Source organism: Oceanobacillus sp. FSL K6-0251 (assembly GCF_038004725.1).
In the GTDB taxonomy this organism is placed as follows: domain Bacteria; phylum Bacillota; class Bacilli; order Bacillales; family Amphibacillaceae; genus Oceanobacillus; species Oceanobacillus oncorhynchi.
In genome coordinates this window covers 3,547,203-3,563,720 of sequence record NZ_JBBORS010000001.1, presented here as the reverse complement: position 1 = coordinate 3,563,720, position 16,518 = coordinate 3,547,203, and the positions used below count along the sequence as shown (strand labels likewise).

Annotated in this window: 14 protein-coding genes; 12 read left to right on the top strand and 2 right to left on the bottom strand. The window is 40.1% G+C overall.

Going from position 1 to position 16,518, the window contains the following annotated elements:
- The first annotated feature begins 198 nt into the window (after positions 1-198).
- Both MKY45_RS17710 and MKY45_RS17705 read left to right on the top strand, forming a co-directional pair.
- Positions 199-1,323 carry an FtsK/SpoIIIE domain-containing protein gene (locus MKY45_RS17710; RefSeq protein ID WP_341173163.1) on the top strand — a complete coding sequence of 375 codons (1,125 nt, stop codon included), beginning with the start codon at positions 199-201 and terminating at the stop codon, positions 1,321-1,323.
- Entirely contained in the window at positions 1,265-1,852 is a 588-nt protein-coding gene (locus MKY45_RS17705) for a replication-relaxation family protein (RefSeq protein ID WP_341173162.1), read from the top strand. Before MKY45_RS17710 ends, MKY45_RS17705 begins: the two co-directional genes overlap by 59 nt.
- A 456-nt stretch (positions 1,853-2,308) precedes the next feature.
- Here MKY45_RS17705 and MKY45_RS17700 read toward each other — a convergent pair whose 3' ends face one another.
- Both MKY45_RS17700 and MKY45_RS17695 read right to left on the bottom strand, forming a co-directional pair.
- Positions 2,309-3,622: an LLM class flavin-dependent oxidoreductase gene (locus tag MKY45_RS17700; protein ID WP_175297080.1), complete on the bottom strand. Its 1,314-nt coding sequence runs from the start codon at positions 3,620-3,622 to the stop codon at positions 2,309-2,311.
- 226 nt (positions 3,623-3,848) lie between these two features.
- Positions 3,849-4,622 (bottom strand): DUF3592 domain-containing protein, encoded by a 774-nt coding sequence (locus MKY45_RS17695; RefSeq protein WP_341173161.1) that lies wholly within the window; start codon positions 4,620-4,622, stop codon positions 3,849-3,851.
- A 454-nt stretch (positions 4,623-5,076) separates the two neighbouring features.
- On the opposite strand from MKY45_RS17695, the gene MKY45_RS17690 reads away from it, so the two are divergent.
- The 10 genes from MKY45_RS17690 to MKY45_RS17645 all read left to right on the top strand — a co-directional run bounded on the left by MKY45_RS17690 (position 5,077) and on the right by MKY45_RS17645 (position 16,490).
- Complete coding sequence (locus MKY45_RS17690) at positions 5,077-5,730, top strand: GntR family transcriptional regulator (RefSeq protein ID WP_042530443.1); 654 nt, start codon at positions 5,077-5,079, stop codon at positions 5,728-5,730.
- Between the two features lie 307 nt (positions 5,731-6,037).
- Positions 6,038-7,156, top strand: coding sequence for a zinc-binding dehydrogenase (locus tag MKY45_RS17685; RefSeq protein WP_339179163.1), 1,119 nt, complete (start codon positions 6,038-6,040; stop codon positions 7,154-7,156).
- Between the two features lie 100 nt (positions 7,157-7,256).
- Positions 7,257-8,090 carry an AhlS family quorum-quenching N-acyl homoserine lactonase gene (gene ahlS, locus MKY45_RS17680; RefSeq protein ID WP_193063509.1) on the top strand — a complete coding sequence of 278 codons (834 nt, stop codon included), beginning with the start codon at positions 7,257-7,259 and terminating at the stop codon, positions 8,088-8,090.
- Between the two features lie 87 nt (positions 8,091-8,177).
- Entirely contained in the window at positions 8,178-9,623 is a 1,446-nt protein-coding gene (locus tag MKY45_RS17675) for an aldehyde dehydrogenase family protein (protein WP_332094377.1), read from the top strand.
- Positions 9,624-9,719: 96 nt separating this feature from the next.
- Positions 9,720-10,844 carry a zinc-dependent alcohol dehydrogenase family protein gene (locus MKY45_RS17670; protein ID WP_042530449.1) on the top strand — a complete coding sequence of 375 codons (1,125 nt, stop codon included), beginning with the start codon at positions 9,720-9,722 and terminating at the stop codon, positions 10,842-10,844.
- Between the two features lie 395 nt (positions 10,845-11,239).
- Complete coding sequence (locus tag MKY45_RS17665; protein ID WP_052484925.1) at positions 11,240-12,091, top strand: HpcH/HpaI aldolase/citrate lyase family protein; 852 nt, start codon at positions 11,240-11,242, stop codon at positions 12,089-12,091.
- Between the two features lie 33 nt (positions 12,092-12,124).
- Positions 12,125-13,276 carry a CaiB/BaiF CoA transferase family protein gene (locus MKY45_RS17660; RefSeq protein ID WP_042530451.1) on the top strand — a complete coding sequence of 384 codons (1,152 nt, stop codon included), beginning with the start codon at positions 12,125-12,127 and terminating at the stop codon, positions 13,274-13,276.
- 18 nt (positions 13,277-13,294) lie between these two features.
- Positions 13,295-13,822: a MaoC family dehydratase gene (locus tag MKY45_RS17655; protein ID WP_341173160.1), complete on the top strand. Its 528-nt coding sequence runs from the start codon at positions 13,295-13,297 to the stop codon at positions 13,820-13,822.
- Positions 13,823-13,887: 65 nt separating this feature from the next.
- Positions 13,888-15,087, top strand: coding sequence for an acyl-CoA dehydrogenase family protein (locus MKY45_RS17650; protein ID WP_042530455.1), 1,200 nt, complete (start codon positions 13,888-13,890; stop codon positions 15,085-15,087).
- 53 nt (positions 15,088-15,140) lie between these two features.
- The gene (locus MKY45_RS17645) at positions 15,141-16,490 is read left to right on the top strand and encodes an MmgE/PrpD family protein (RefSeq protein WP_341173159.1); all 1,350 of its coding nucleotides are present in this window, start codon (positions 15,141-15,143) and stop codon (positions 16,488-16,490) included.
- The last annotated feature ends 28 nt before the right edge of the window (positions 16,491-16,518 follow it).

Sequence of the window (16,518 nt, the reverse complement as noted above, 5' to 3'; positions counted from 1 at the left end):
AATTCATCAATTTAGTTCAATTTATATCGAAGTATTTTTGTATCTTTTCTCCAACTCTTGCATATAGTTTATTATACACCATAATTAACAGTTTGTACTACACAACATTTAAGTTGATTTAACAACAAACGAATATACGCACGAACAGTTAACCATGCGAATAGCAAAGCGTATATGCGTACGAATAGGGGTGCGAATATGGATTTATTGATTGGTGGAGGTTTGGCAGCATTTTCTATGTATGCAGCTGCAAAATGGAATAGATCAGATAAAGATAAAATACAGCACACGTTTAGAAATTTAAATTACAAAGTAAAGGATAAAGAACCGAAACATTTTAAGACACACAAAACAGATCAATACACGTTATACAGCTATCATGTACCGTATGGACTTGTGGATGACGATAAATTAAATGTATTGGAAAAGGTCTTAAATAAGCCAGTAGGAGTGTCTTTTGCCAAACAGAAGCTACACATCAAAGTGTATAAGCAGACATTGCCTACGAAGGTTAGTTATGACTGGCAAGAAACAGAGGGATGGACATTACCTATAGGGAAGTCAATGGATGGTCCTGTAATACATGATTTCGATAAGATACCGCATATGACAATAGCTGGAATGACCAGGCAAGGGAAAACTGTTCTTCTTAAATTAATAACAGCACATTTAATTAACAGTCACCCTGATGATGTGGAATTGTATATCATTGATCTTAAAGGTGGATTAGAATTTAGTCAGCATAATTATAAACAAATAAAAACAATTGCGGGTAGTCCAATGGAGGCTCACAACTTACTTCAAGACTTATCTGCAGAGATTCAAAAAGACCTGGCATATTTTAAATTCAAAGGCTATACCAACGTACTAAATACCAATATTGAAAAACGGAAATTTATTATAGTAGACGAAGGGGCAGAGCTTGTGCCTCATAAATACATGGATAAGGAAGAAAAACAGAAACTAGATTATTGCCAGTACGCATTATCCAACGTCGCTAGGATAGCTGGTGCGCTAGGCTATCGCTTAATATTTGCCACACAGTATCCAACAGCTGATACATTACCACGTCAAATCAAACAAAATGCTGATGCAAAAATAAGCTTCCGATTACCAACAGAAGTTGCCAGCCGTGTAGCATTAGATGAACAGGGCGCAGAGACGCTAAACAATGTCGGAAGGGCTATTTATCGGACAGCAGAGAAACACGTTATACAGGTACCTTACGTGGCTGATTCGGATATCAAAGGGAGGTTTGTTGACTATGTTAGCGCAGGTGAAAAGACAGCAGAGAGACGAACAGATATTGTTGAGTTTGGATAGTTTGACGTACGCAACCAGGGAACAGCTGCAGATAATAAATAATCTTGGTGGCGACAGAAATGCACAGCGTGTTTTATCCAGGATGGAAAAAGATAAATTATTACTTGCTGCACGGATGGAGAAAAAGATTTACTACTTGTCCAATAAAGGAAAACAGATAATCGGATCAAACCAAGGGAAGTTGAATAAAAAAGAAATTACTCATGTATTAATGAGGAACGATTTATATATAAAGTTAGGGATGCCCTCTGACTGGAAAAAAGAAAGACCTGTTAAATGGGGTGAAAATAAATTAATTCCGGACGCCACTTTTAGAAAGGCGGGGGAGTATCATTTTATCGAAATAGACAATCAGCAAACGATGGCAACGAATACGGAAAAGATTAAAAAATATAAGGAACTATCTCATGTGATATTTAAGCAATATAATCATCGGCCGACTGTCATTTGGTATGCTGCATCTGATTTGAGGAAAAAAAAGTTAGAAAATCTTTGTGTAAAAAATGGATTGAAGTTTGAGGTGTATTAAAAAGAGAGTGCAAAACGCACCCTCTTTGTGATACCAAAAATGATACTTCGCCGCTAAAAATATATGTTTATTAATTTTCAGTGGCATCAACAAAAACGTTTATATATTAATGATTATGGTACTTGTGCAACGCATCTGTTTACCGTTACATTGTTTCCCTCCGTCTCCATTTTAGTTTTATCGACTAGTTTCATGAAGTGTCAAAATCCTTGATAATAGGGTTTTGGCACTTTTTATTTTAATAATAAACAGTGAGCATGCTGAATTCTATCCACAGTCATTTTCTTTAAATTGCCCTCTATGAGCGTGAAGTATATAAAGGGGAAGACAAGCACAGTGTATCTGCCTATATCTTCCTCTTTATTCCAATTTATTTATAAATCTGTTTTGCTTCTTCATTTATTAAACGCGTAAAAAAGCAGTGTTACAAATGAAGCATCGAATATAAATCTACCCTTATATGGAAATATCTGTCATAGAACAGTGTCTTGGAATACGTAGTCCAAGATTTTCACGCAATGTATTTGCTTCATAGTTCTTTCGAAAAAGGCCCCGTTCCTGCAGAATAGGCACAACCGCATCAATAAAGTCTCCCAGATAACTTGGCAAATTAGCAATAATGATAAATCCATCAGTCGCACGTGATTCAAACCATTCTTCCATCAGGTCCGCTACTTTTTCAGGCGTTCCCATAAAAAGCGGCCGAGGTGTTGCTTCACGTAAAGCTACTTCACGCAGCGTAAGGCTTTCCTCGATTGCCTCCTGCTTGATTCGGTCTGTATCACTTCTAAAACTGTTCTTCCCTAGATCTCCGACATCAGGGAAGAGTTCGTCTAGCGGATATGTTGAAAAATCATGAAATTCAAACAGTCTGCTGAGAAATGCCAGTGCCTGGTCTATCTCTACTAAACGAGCGAGTTCTTGATATTTTGCCTCAGCTTCCTTATCTGTTTTGCCAATAATAGGTGAGATTCCTTGCATGACAAACACATCTTCTGGATTTCTTCCATATTGTTCGACGCGCTGTTTCAAATCATGGTAATAGTTTTGAGCTTTTGTTATAGATGGGATGATTGCAAATACGGTATCCGCTTTTTTCGCTGCTAAATCCTTCCCATCAGCAGAAGAGCCTGCCTGAAAAATCACTGGTTCACCTTGTCTAGAGCGGCCGATATTCAACGGCCCTTTAACCGAGAAAAACTCTCCAGCATGGTTTAATTCATGCATTTTTTCCTTATACATAAATATTCCTGTTTCTTTATCCCTTATAAACGCGTCATCTTCCCAGCTTTTCCATAACCCTTGCATCACATCGATATATTCTGATGCCTTTCTATAACGCGCCGCATGATCAGGATGATCTTTTACCTCTTGGCTAAAATTCAAGGCTGTTTTTTCAAGGCCTGATGTGACCACATTCCAGCCCGCTCTGCCACCGCTGATCATATCCAGAGAGGCAAACTGGCGTGCTGCTGAAAAAGGCTCGCTATAGGTTGTTGATAATGTGCCAACCAATCCAATATGTGAGGTAACAGCTGCCAGCGCAGATAAAATCGTAAGCGGCTCGAAACGATTCAAATAATGTGGATTAGAATGCTCATTAATGTGTAACGCATCCGCAATAAAAACAAAATCAAATTTACCTTCTTCAGCCTTTTGCGCCTGTTCTATATAAAATTTAAGGCTGACACTTGCATCTGACGGTAGCTCAGGATGTCTCCAATCAGACATTTTTTCTCCTACACCATGAATCATCGTCCCCATTTTCATTTGTCGTTGCACTTATCTTCTCCCCTTCCATTTATTTGTGACGTGATTCACAAATAAATACGAATTTATTGATATAAGCGTAAATTGATTAAAACTACTGTCCTGGCAGTTGAGTATAGATAGGATTACGCTTTATTATACAATAAAAAAATCAAAGGGAGAAGTATTTGCAGAATGACTTGATAAAGCTGGCTAACCAGCCTTGTCAAGTTATTCCATGCAAGTCTCAAATCGTATTATGAAGCGCAGTATCCTTCTCTTGCTGCCGTTTTTTCTTTTTACGCCATCCTCTAATCATGGCAAATACGGAAAATAAATAAAAGCCGATAAAAAAAGTATATAAATTCAAAAAGGCAGGCCAGATTTCGTTGGCACTTTTCGTAGCGATAAAGGTATCATCTGCGTTATTATTACGATAAATCAGTGGAATGCTTTCGCCCAAATCATATTTATTATATGTCGTACCGGTGACTGCTTTTTTGGTTATGTAATCGTTCCCTTCTTGATCTTGAAAATGAAGGAATAGCTCATATGTTGTGTAAGAAGCACCTCTTTGTGATCGTGTTTCATTATAGTCTCCGCCTAAAACAGTCGCTGTTACTTCTGTTTGATTCCATGGATTTATTTTATGAAAAATATTTGTTGTTATTAGTGCAATGAGAATTAACCCTGTCAGAAGATAGAGCCCTAAAAGCGTTAAAAGGCTTGTCATAAATATTTTTTGCACGATGTTTTTATAGGCCAGCTTATTTTTAATAAATGTTGTATTTTTCAGTAAGCCAGCACCAAAGATGAACACAACTAGATATAAAGCAATAAGAATCGGAATCCCTAATAGTTTTTCAAACTGAATGTCTTTTTCTGTTACAAAGGTATCTTTGTTTTTCATGTATCCAGAAATCGTATCTCCTGCTTCAATCGATTCAAATTGCTCTTTAGATACGGTGCTTGGCCGATCTGAATTGGAGACAAGGATTTCATAACGCGGGTATAAATACAATCCTTTTTGCTGTATTTTAATTCAATCGTTTCTTCCACTGGTTCATCTTTAATAGTGCTGCTGAAATGGATATACAGCCATGTAAAACCGATTGTTATGAAAAGAAATGTGATCAAAACAAAAATACTTTTAGAATTAGTTGGTATTTCGCCCATATCTCCGCCTCTCTTTCTGTAACTATAATAATCTACTAATCATAACATAAATTTCCTTGGTATTTGGGAAAGTGTGGGAACTTTTCGTTGAGTATTATTGGAGATTAAGATGCTCTGTTAAGATTTTCTGATATGTACGAGAACGAAGATTTCACAGTGGAAAACTTAATCGTTGTTTCATTTCTTTTATTTAATTTTAGTTTAGTAAATTTTTAAAAAAGTAAAATCTTTTATTTAGATTCTTCATTTGCTATAATATGTGGATACAATATTCAAAATGGAGAATAGGAGATAAGCTTATGCCTGATCATATAAATTTAGAAATCGGTGATAGAGAAATGCTGCATAATCGTGTATGCAGTGTGTTACGGCAAGCAATCCTTAAAGGAGACTTTAAACCGGGAGAACGTTTGGTGCAAACCGAGCTTGCTTCACTTATTGGGGTAAGTCGTATGCCAATTAGAGAGGCGCTTCGAACATTAGAGCTGGAGGGACTTATTACCATGGAGCCGCATAAGGGAGCGGTCGTCCGGGAGATAAAGAAAGCGGATATTCAAGAGATATATGAATTACGCTCCGTTCTAGAAGCGTTGGCATTAAAGAAAAGTATGGAGCATTTTACCCAAGCAGATCTCAAAACCTTATCGGAATTTCATCAATCGATGCTGAATACTGCATCCAATGAAGCCTATGTCGAAAATAATGCGAAATTTCATAAAGTGTTGATCAGCCGTTGTGACAGCTCCCGCTTAGTAAGCTTTATTGATACCATTTCCATGGGCTTTGCATTGGATACGCCGCAAATCATTCCCGGTCAAATTCAAAAATCAAATAAAGAACATGCGACGATTTTAGAAGCAATTGAAAACGGAGATGCTGAAAAGGCTTCGGACGCACTTGCAAAGCACATTCAACGGACTGGGGAAGAGCTGCTTGCTATATTGGAGAAATAAAATAACAACATTTATAAAAGCATGAAATCAGAGCCATTAATAGATTCAAAGAGTGGAGAATATCAGAGAGGATAAACTTCACTTTTTTTGTATTCAAAGAGAATCGTTTGCCATAGAGTAAAATAAAAACAAAAAATTCAAAAGATAGTTTACAAATCAAATAATATATCATAGAATTTAATTGTATCCAAAGTTACAATATCCAAAAAGTTTTGTTGTTTGTAAATGAAAGCGCTTCAAAAATGGAATACCTGTTTTATTAGCAGTTATGAAGTAAATTCATCTATTACAAAGGAGGATATGAATAATGGGACAGGAATCGGAGGAGCAATACGGAAGAGTAGCTGTGATGGAAGAGCCGGAAAAGTTAAGCTATAAGGAATATAAGCTTCCAAAGGTAGAGAAAGGAGCGGTTTTATTAAAGGTACGGCGGTCCAATATCTGTGGTTCTGAATTGCATATATGGAAAGGGCTGCATCCGACGAAGAAACGGGGCGTGCTCGGGCATGAAATGGTTGGGGAAGTATATGCGCTTGGAGAAGGCGTGGAAACGGATTATGCAGGCAGTCCCGTAAAAATAGGTGACCGTATTGTTTCCGCCTATTATATTACGTGTCTAAAATGCGCTGCCTGCCGGGAGGGACACTTTCATTTATGTGAGCATGCCTATGATTTCTGGAATATGCAGCCAGAGGCAATGCCGCATTTCCATGGTACATTCGCGTCCCATTATTATATTCATCCGAATCAGTATTTTTATAAAGTCCCTGACGATGTATCCGATGCCGCAGCTGCAAGTGCCAACTGTGCCTTATCGCAGGTTTATTTTGGCTTAGATAAGTCTGGTATTTCCTTTAATCAATCGATTGTCATTCAAGGGGCTGGAGGACTTGGTTTAAATGCGGCAGCTGTTGCAAAAGAACGGGGAGCAACGGTGATTGTGATAGATGGAGTAGAGAGCAGATTACAGCAGGCAAAGAAATTTGGAGCGGATTATACAATAAATATAAATGACTATGAGACGGTGGAAGACCGAACGAATGCTATTTTAGATTTAACCAATGGAATAGGAGCTGATGTTGCTTTAGAAGTCGCCGGCGTTCCTGCCGCCTTTGCAGAAGGTATCCACTTTATCAGACCAGGAGGTAAATATGTCACGATTGGAAATATAACACCTGGAAAGCTGGTCGAGTTTGATCCAGGTCTGCTAACCAGAAAATCGATTCAGATTATCCCTGTTGTCAGGTATAACCCTTGGTATTTAAGTAAGGCTCTGCTATTTCTTTCACAGACAAAGGATATATATCCTTTTGATGAATTGCTGGATGCCGCGTTTACATTAGAAGATATTAAAACAGCATTGGATAAATCGGCAGCAAGAGAGGTAACGAGAGGAACCATTATTATGGGTGGTGATAGCGGCTAAATATAAATGTACTGCTGGGTTATGCGTCTGGATTTTGGTTTTAACAGTCAACAGAATCAGGTGAGAAATAAAAATCTATTTAACACATGGAGGGTGACTTATGAGTAAACCAAAGTTATTTGTTTTGGACACAGGCACCATGAAAATGGATAAAAATTATATGATTGCCATGCACAATCCGGCAAGCGTGGATAATCCCAGTCCGCCAGCCGAGTTTGTGGAATTTCCAGTATATGCAGTGTTAATTGATCATCCGGAAGGTAAAATCCTGTTTGACACGGGATGTAATCCGGACGGTATGGGAGAAGAGGGGCGCTGGCCGGAGGGCGTGCAAAAAATGTTTCCGTCCTTTCAGGATGAATCCTGCTATTTAATCAACCGGTTAGAACAATTGAACACCCGCCCGGAGGATATTAAATATGTAGTTGCTTCGCATTTACATTTAGACCATGCAGGGTGTTTGGAATTATTTACAAATGCAACCATTATCGTCCATGACACAGAGCTCTCGAAAACCATGAAGCAGTATGCGATGACCAAAGACATGGGAGCTTACATTTGGGCAGATATCAATGCCTGGATTACCAATGATTTAAAATGGAAAACGGTTATGCCGAATGAAGATGAACTGGAGCTGGCGAAAGGGGTTAAAATTCTGAACTTTGGTCCCGGACATGCATGGGGCTTGCTTGGCCTGCATGTAGAATTACCGGGTGAGGGAGGAATTATTTTAGCTTCCGATGCAGTCTATACCTCGGAAAGCTTTGGTCCTCCTGTAAAGCCGCCAGGAATTATTTATGATTCAGTCGGATATTTAAATGCGGTAGAAAAAATTAGAAAATATGCGGAAAGGACAAATTCTCAGGTCTGGTTTGGGCATGATGCCAAGCAATTTAGGGAGTTTGTAAAATCGACAGAAGGATTTTATGAGTAATCGATAATCAGAATAAACAGCCTTATGACCTGTATGCAGCAACGTCATGAGGCTTGTTTATGAAAGCATGGCAAGGAGGGGACGACGATGATTGATATCCATGAAAATATTACCGGGTCCATCATTAATGGAGAAGAAAGAAATGGAGAAAGAGAAGAACTGGCTGTAACCAATCCATATAATGGGGAGGTTATTGGAAAAATAGCATGTGCAACCACAGAGGATGTGCATGACGCCATTGATACTGCACAGCAGACTTTTGTTCAAATTATGAAGAAGATGCCGGCACATGAACGCTCTGCTATTTTGCGGAAAGCTGCTGACCGCTTGGAAGAACAAGAAGGAGCATTTGCTGATATATTGACGCTGGAGGCTGGGAAACCAATCAACGAAAGCCGCGGGGAGGTTATTCGGGCGATTCAAGTGCTGCGCTTTGCATCAGAAGGGGCAAAGTCGATTTATGGTGAACAGATTCCAATGGATAGTGCCATCGGCGGAGAACATCAAATCGGGATCACAAAGCGTGTACCGCTAGGGGTAGTTGCAGCAATTACTCCCTTTAACTTTCCATTAAATCTTGCGCTTCATAAGATTGCACCTGCCATAGCAGCCGGGAATACAGTCGTTCTTAAACCAGCAGAAAAAACACCGTTATCTTCGATGATGCTTTATCACGTATTGGAAGAGGCAGGGCTGCCGAAAGGGGCGTTGAATATTGTGATGGGGCCGGGACAGCAGCTTGTAGAACCGCTGGTAACCCATAAAGATGTAAAAAAAGTGACGTTTACGGGAAGCGGAGCAGTCGGCTGGAAAATTCACGAAATGGCGAAAAAGAAAAAAGTAACACTTGAATTAGGATCCAATGCTCCCAATATTATTTTTGAGGATGGGGATTTAGATATTGCTGTCCAATCCATCCTGCAAGGCGGTTATACCTTTGCCGGCCAGGCATGTGTTTCTGCACAGAGGGTGTATGTCCACGACAGTGTCTATCAGGCATTTACAGAAAAATTAGTTGCAGCAGCAGAAGCTCTAAAGCTTGGCGATCCACGTGAAGAGTCGACAGAATTAGGCCCGATGATTACAGAAGAAGCAGCAGAACGGGCACAGTCGTGGATAGAAGAAGCTGTGGCACAAGGCGCGGCATTATTAACCGGAGGACATCGAAAAGGAGCAGTTTTAGAGCCGACAATCATTGGAAGCACTACTCCCAATATGAAGGTCGTTTGCATGGAAGTCTTTGCTCCAATTGTAAGTGTCATTCCCTTTTCTACGGAAGAAGAAGTCGTTGCCTATGCAAATGATACAGATTTAGGGCTGCATGCCGGCGTATTTACACGTGATATCAACCGTGCCATGCGTATGGCGGATGCCATTGAAACAGGAGGAGTCTGGATTAATGAAGTATCCGTCAGGCGTTATGACCATATGCCATACGGAGGCATCAAAGATAGCGGGATTGGAAAAGAAGGAATTAAATATGCGATAGAAGACATGCTGGATACAAAATTTGTTGGTATAAAGCTCTATTGATTTTAGTATTTATGATTGGCTTATCAATACCCGCGGATGCATCGAACAACTATATAATGTTCTAATTTACAAAAATAGAATGAGGGGTAGATAATCATGAATGTGAAAACAGCAGTGTTACGAACCTCTGGAGCTGAAACACCCTATGCAGAAAGCAAACCAATTAAAATTGAAACGGTCGAATTAGATGCTCCAGAATTAGGAGAAGTATTGATTCAAATAAAAGCGGCCAGCCTTTGTCACTCTGATTTATCGGTTATTAACGGCAGCAGACCAAGACCATTGCCGATGGCGCTGGGGCATGAAGCGTCCGGTGTTGTTGTAGAAGCAGGAGAAGGGGTAACAGATTTAGAAGCAGGGGATCATATCGTCTGTGTCTTCGTCCCCAGCTGTGGCCACTGTATCCCTTGTAAGGAAGGCCGTCCGGCATTATGTGAACCTGGAGCGGAATCCAATACAGCAGGAACCTTGATTGGCGGAGGAATTCGCATGCACGAAAAGGAAGAAACCATCCATCATCATGTTGGCGTATCCGCTTTTGCCGAATATGCCGTCGTATCAAGAAATTCATTAATTAAAGTCCCTAAAGAGATTCCTTTTGAGAAACTAGCACTATTTGGTTGTGCTGTGATTACCGGCGTGGGTGCTGTTGTCAATACGGCTAATATTAAATTAGGGAGTACTGTTGCGATTATTGGTCTTGGAGGAATTGGATTAAGTGCTTTGCTGGGAGCAATCTCTGCAGGTGCGAGCAGAGTGGTTGCTGTAGATATCAATGAATCCAAATTAAAACAAGCGAAGGAGCTGGGTGCAACGGATACATTTAATTCGAAGGACCCTGATGTCATCGAACAGATCCGTGAAGCAACGAATGGTGGACTGGATTTTGCATTTGAAACTGCTGGAGCCGTTCCGGCGATGGAGGTGGCTTATGGAATAACAAAACGCGGCGGAACGACAGTTACAACAGGATTACCGCATCCGGACCATCATTTTTCCTTTCCGTATGTGAGTTTAACTGCAGAAGAAAAAAGTATTAAAGGATCCTATGTAGGAAGCTGTGTTCCAGATCGGGATATTCCGAATTATATTCGCTTATTTAATCAAGGGAGGCTGCCGGTTGATAAATTGCTTACTGATATTATTAAGCTGGAAGAGATAAATGAAGGATTTGATAAGCTGGCGAAAGGGGAGTCATCCAGAATTATTATTAAGATATAATGAAGTTTCCATAAAACGAAACTTCATTCAGTGGGAGTTTTTGTTCTTCTCCGTGGTAAAAAGGTTGTCATTAAAAAAATCTATTTAGTTTATCGCATATATCATGATAAAAGCAGGGACAGAAGCAGCGTTAAAGGATAGATGAACGAAAAAGTTTAACTCTGTTCTGTCCCGTATACATAATCAGACTTGAATTTCTTATTGCTGAAAATTACAGGTATGCTTGAATAAGAGAGTATAGGGAGTCGTTAACATAGACTTAAATTTTAAAAAAATCAAAAAATACATTTACAGAAAGCATTGTATATATTATTATTAAATTGTATCCAATATCCAATCTGGAAAATGCTTATTTATTAGTTTCCATGAAACATACGTGGAAAGGAGAGATTCTGATGTACAGATCTTGGCTATTTGTTCCGGGGAATCAAGAAAAAAATCTGAATAAAGTAAAGGATTTGCAGGCCGATGTGATTATTTATGATTTGGAAGATGCTGTACCAGTGAATGAAAAAGTAATAGCCAGACAAAAAGTGAAAGAAGCAATTTGTAAGATAAGTCACCAAGTGAATTTTGTACGTGTGAATGATTTAACTACACCCTATTTTATAGAAGACTTAGATGGAATTATCGCAGAGAATCTTTCTGGAATCGTTCTGCCTAAAGTGAATAATCAACACGATATTATCATCGCAGCTTATTTGCTTGGACAAATGGAGGAAAAGTATGGTTTAGAACAAGGCTCGCTTGCTATCGTACCATTAATTGAAACCGCTTCCGGAATTCAGAATGTCCAAGAAATCGTCTGTGCGAGTAATCGGATTTTATGTCTCTGTTTCGGAGCGGAGGATTTTATGCTTGACCTTCATATCGATGCAGGGGAAATGGGAGAAAATTTAATGTATGCCCGAACACAGCTGGTGATTGCTTCCAAAGCGGCGGGAAAAGAACCGCCGGTTGATTCTGTTTTTGTCGATTTTAAAGATGAAGCAGGATTAGAAAAGGAAACGGAACGTGCAAAGTGTGCTGGATTCCAAGGGAAGCTGCTTATTCATCCAAAACAAATTGCGCCTGTACATCATGCTTTTTCACCTACACGTGAGCAGGTGAAAGAAGCAGAAAAAATTATTGCTTTGTATGGAGAATCTTTAAAAAATGGAAAAGGTGCGCTTGAGATAGATGGAAAGATGATTGACGCTCCCGTGGTTGAACGGGCAAGAAAGGTACTATCACATGCTGACATGTAATGAACGAATGTTTTTGAAATGGGGGAGAAGGATATGTTGCCATTAGAAGGAATCACCGTTGTTGCTTTAGAGCAGGCAATCGCCGCTCCATTTGCTACGAGGCAATTGGCAGATTTAGGAGCGAGAGTCATTAAAATAGAAAGACCGGATGTCGGGGACTTTGCCAGGGGCTATGATTCTACGGTGAATGGAATGTCCAGCCATTTTGTTTGGTGCAACCGTTCAAAAGAGTCAATGGAGCTTGATTTGAAATCAGATGAAGGAAAAGAGATACTTGGCAGTTTAATAGAAAAAGCGGATGTATTGATTCAAAATTTAGCTCCTGGAGCAATTGAAAGAATGGGCTTTGCACCGGAAGAGTTAACTGCGAAGCATCCCGAATTGATTGTGTGCAGTATATCAGGATATGGAAAAGGCGGTACTTATGAGCAGAAGAAAGCATATGACCTCTTGGTTCAATGTGAGGCGGGACTTGTTTCAATAACTGGCAGTGAAGAAACACCGTCAAAAGCGGGGATTTCAATCGCGGATATTGCTGCTGGAATGTATGCCTATACGGGCGTTCTGACTGCTTTATTTAATCGGATGAAAACAGGAAAAGGAACTGTTATGGAGGTATCGATGCTTGAAGCACTTGGCGAGTGGATGGGCTATCCTGCTTATTATGCGGCATATGGCGGAAAAGAGCCTCAACGGTCCGGAGCCAGCCACGCAACGATTTATCCGTATGGACCATTTCTATGCGGAGATAACAAAACTGTATTTATCGGATTACAAAATGAAAGAGAATGGAAGCGCTTTTGCGAGTTTGTTTTAGAAGATTCCGCTTTAAGTGAAGACGCTAGATTTATTACAAATACGGATCGGTCAACAAACAAAGACGAATTAAAACAGATTATTGAAGCAAAGTTTGAAGCATTTACATCCGATCAAATTATTGAAAGGGTAGAAGAGGCCAAAATAGCCAATGCACGGTTAAATACGATGAAGGATTTCTTCGCGCATCCACAGCTTACAGCACGCAAGCGTTGGAAGCAGGTCCAGACACCGCAAGGAGAAATTGTTGCACTAAAACCGCCGGTGACTATGGCCGGAATAGATTATGTGATGAATCCGATACCAGACCTTGGCGAGCATACCGAAGCTATTTTAGAAGAGCTGGGATTGGCACAATCAAAAATATAATAAAATGGAGGAATAATAATGAGTGTAAAGGAAGGCTGGAAAGGCAGATTTTATGAGGATTTTGAAGTTGGAGATATTTTTTCGCATCCATTAGGAAGAACGGTAACAAAAACAGATAATATTTATATGACCTTATTGACACAGAATACAAACCCGATTCATTTTGATGATTATTATTCGGAGCAGACTGAATTTGGAAAACCGCTCGTCGATTCTACATTTACCATAGCTTTAGTAACAGGACAGTCTGTGACGGATCTCTCCCAGAATGCCATGGCAAACTTAGGCTGGGATGAAGTTCGTCTGCCTAATCCGGTGTTTGAGGGAGATACGATTTATTCCTATTCGGAAGTGCAGGATAAGCGCGAATCGAAATCCCGTCCGAATGTTGGCATTGTCAATGTTAAAACAAGCGGTTATAACCAAAGAGGAGAAGTTGTGATTACATTTAAACGAACATTTATGATTTATAAAAAGGATTCTGCCCCGACAAGAGAGAATAAATTATTGGAACAGGTACTGGAAAAAGAACTGCAAAACAAATAGTAAGTATGGAGAAATAGAACAGCTGCGTTTCGATAGTCTGTAAAAGTATAAAGGAGATGTTCGGAATGATTGATGCAAAACAAACAGATAAGCCGATTCAATTGAATGAAACAGAACGACAAGAATTAAGAGAATCTGTACGTGAATTATGCGAATCTTTCGGAAACGCTTATTGGAGAAAATTAGATGTTCCTCATGAATACCCGCATGAATTTGTAGATGCCTTAACCAAAGAAGGCTATTTATCCGTATTGATTCCTCAGGAGTATGGCGGAAAAGGATATGGGATTGCTGAAGCAACTATTATTTTGGAAGAAATCCATCGGGCCGGCGGGCATGCAGCTGCTTGTCATGCGCAGATGTATACGATGGGAGCATTATTAAGACATGGAAGCCCGGAACAGAAGGAAAGATACTTGCCTGGGATTGCCAAAGGAGAACTTCGGTTACAGGCTTTTTCCATAACCGAGCCGGAAGCAGGATCGAATACGACCGGAATCAAAACCTTCGCTGAAAAAACAGAGGACGGCTACGTGATTACGGGCCATAAAAACTGGACCAGCCGTGTTTTACAATCTGATTTAATACTCGTATTAGCCAGAACAACGCCACTCGGGCAGGTAGATAAAAAATCAAATGGAATCAGCCTCTTTTTAGTCGATTTACGTGAAGTCAGAGAAAATCAGCCCGATTCCTTTGTCGTTGAACCTGTGCGTACCATGTTCAACTACGCCACCAATAAGGTATGGTATAAGGAGATGAAGGTTCCGCATGACTGTATTATCGGGGAAGAAGGAAAAGGTTTTAAATACGTACTTGACGGGATGAATGCAGAACGAATTCTGCTTGCTGCAGAAACGATTGGAGACGGTTACTTTTTCATTGATAAAGCGGTAGATTATGCAAACGAACGGGAAGTCTTTGACAGAAAAATCGGCCAGAATCAGGGTGTTCAATTTCCGATTGCACGTGCCTATGCATCTATTAAAGCAGCTGATCTCCTGCGTTATGAAGCTGCAGAAAAATTTGATTCCGGCGAAGTCTGCGGAGAAGAAGCCAATATGGCAAAGCTCTTGTCCAGTGAAGCAAGCTGGGAAGCAGCAAATGTTTGCATCAATACATTCGGAGGAAACGGTTTTGTTGATGAATATGATGTCGAGCGTAAATTCAGGGAGACGCGAATGTATCAGGTAGCCCCGGTGAACAATAATCTGATTCTCGCTTACCTTGGACAGCATGTGCTTGGAATGCCGAGGTCATATTAACCCCTTTTTTTGAATAGTAAGTGTGATAAATAAAAAAGTAGGAGGTTATTCCTGTGGGATTAAGCGAAAAACTTGCAGACTATATTATTGATACAGATTATGAGGATTTGCCAAAGGAAGTGGTTGAATTTACCAAGCTATGCATCATAGATTACTTTTCGTCTGCGATTGCAGGAGCAAGCCAATATCCCGTGCAAAAAATCGATGAATTGGTAAAAGAACTTGGAGGAACGCCTCAGGCTTCTTTAATAACAGGTGGAGAAACATCAGTAACGCATGCAGCATTATTGAACGGAGCGGCAAGTCACATCATGGAGCAGGACGATATTCATAAAGCCTCTATTATTCATGCAGCTACAGTTGTCATCCCGTCTGCATTAGCAGTAGCGGAATGGAAAAATCTTTCTGGCAAAGATGTTATTGAATCTATCGTGATCGGCTATGAAGTATGCTACCGGATCGGTGAAGCTGTCACTCCGTCTCATTACTATTATTGGCATAATACCGCAACGTGCGGGACATTTGGCGCAGCAGCGGCGGCAGCCAAATTACTGGGATTAGATAAAAAGCAAATTATTCATGCGCTTGGAAGTGCAGGAACACAGGCTGCCGGTTTATGGGAATTTATAGAGGATGGAGCGATGTCAAAGCAGCTGCATCCAGGAAAAGCTGCAATGAATGGTGTCATTAGTGCGCTTTTGGCAGAAAAAAACTTTACTGGAGCTAGTCAGATTTTAGAAGGCAAACGTGGTTTTTTTGAAGCGATGAGTGAGGTATATACCCTTTCAAACGTAACAGAGAGGCTGGGAGAGGAATTTAAAATCTTAGAAAATTCCTTTAAGGTCCATGCTTCCTGCAGGCACACACATCATGTGATGGATTTAATGATAGATTTGGCTAAAGAACGGCATATTCGTTTGGAGGATGTAGAGAGTATCCGTGTCAAAACATATCAGGCAGCCATCGATATTACAGATAATCCTGAACCAGATACGATATATGCTTCTAAATTCAGCATGCAATTCTGTACAGCTGTAAGTTTGCTGAAAGGCAAGGGAAGTGTTGATACGTTTAATGAAGACGCCCTTTGGGATGAAGCGATTCGTGCTCTGATGCAACGTATTGAGGTAAGCGTAGATGAGGATATTCAAAATCATTATCCTGAAAAATGGGGAGCTATCGCAGAAGTGAATTTAACCTCTGGAGAAAAGATTCAAAAGGAAATCGACTTTCCAAAAGGAGATCCGGAGAATAAATTATCTGTAGATGAGATTCTAGAGAAATTTCGGTCCCTGACAACGGATTTAACAGAGAACGAGCAGCATGTTCTATCCACTAACCTATTACAATTAGAGAATGCTGAATCGATAGAGCATCTATTTGAATTCGCAAAAGTGAAATAAATCCATTAAAAAGGACAGCGAAATGATG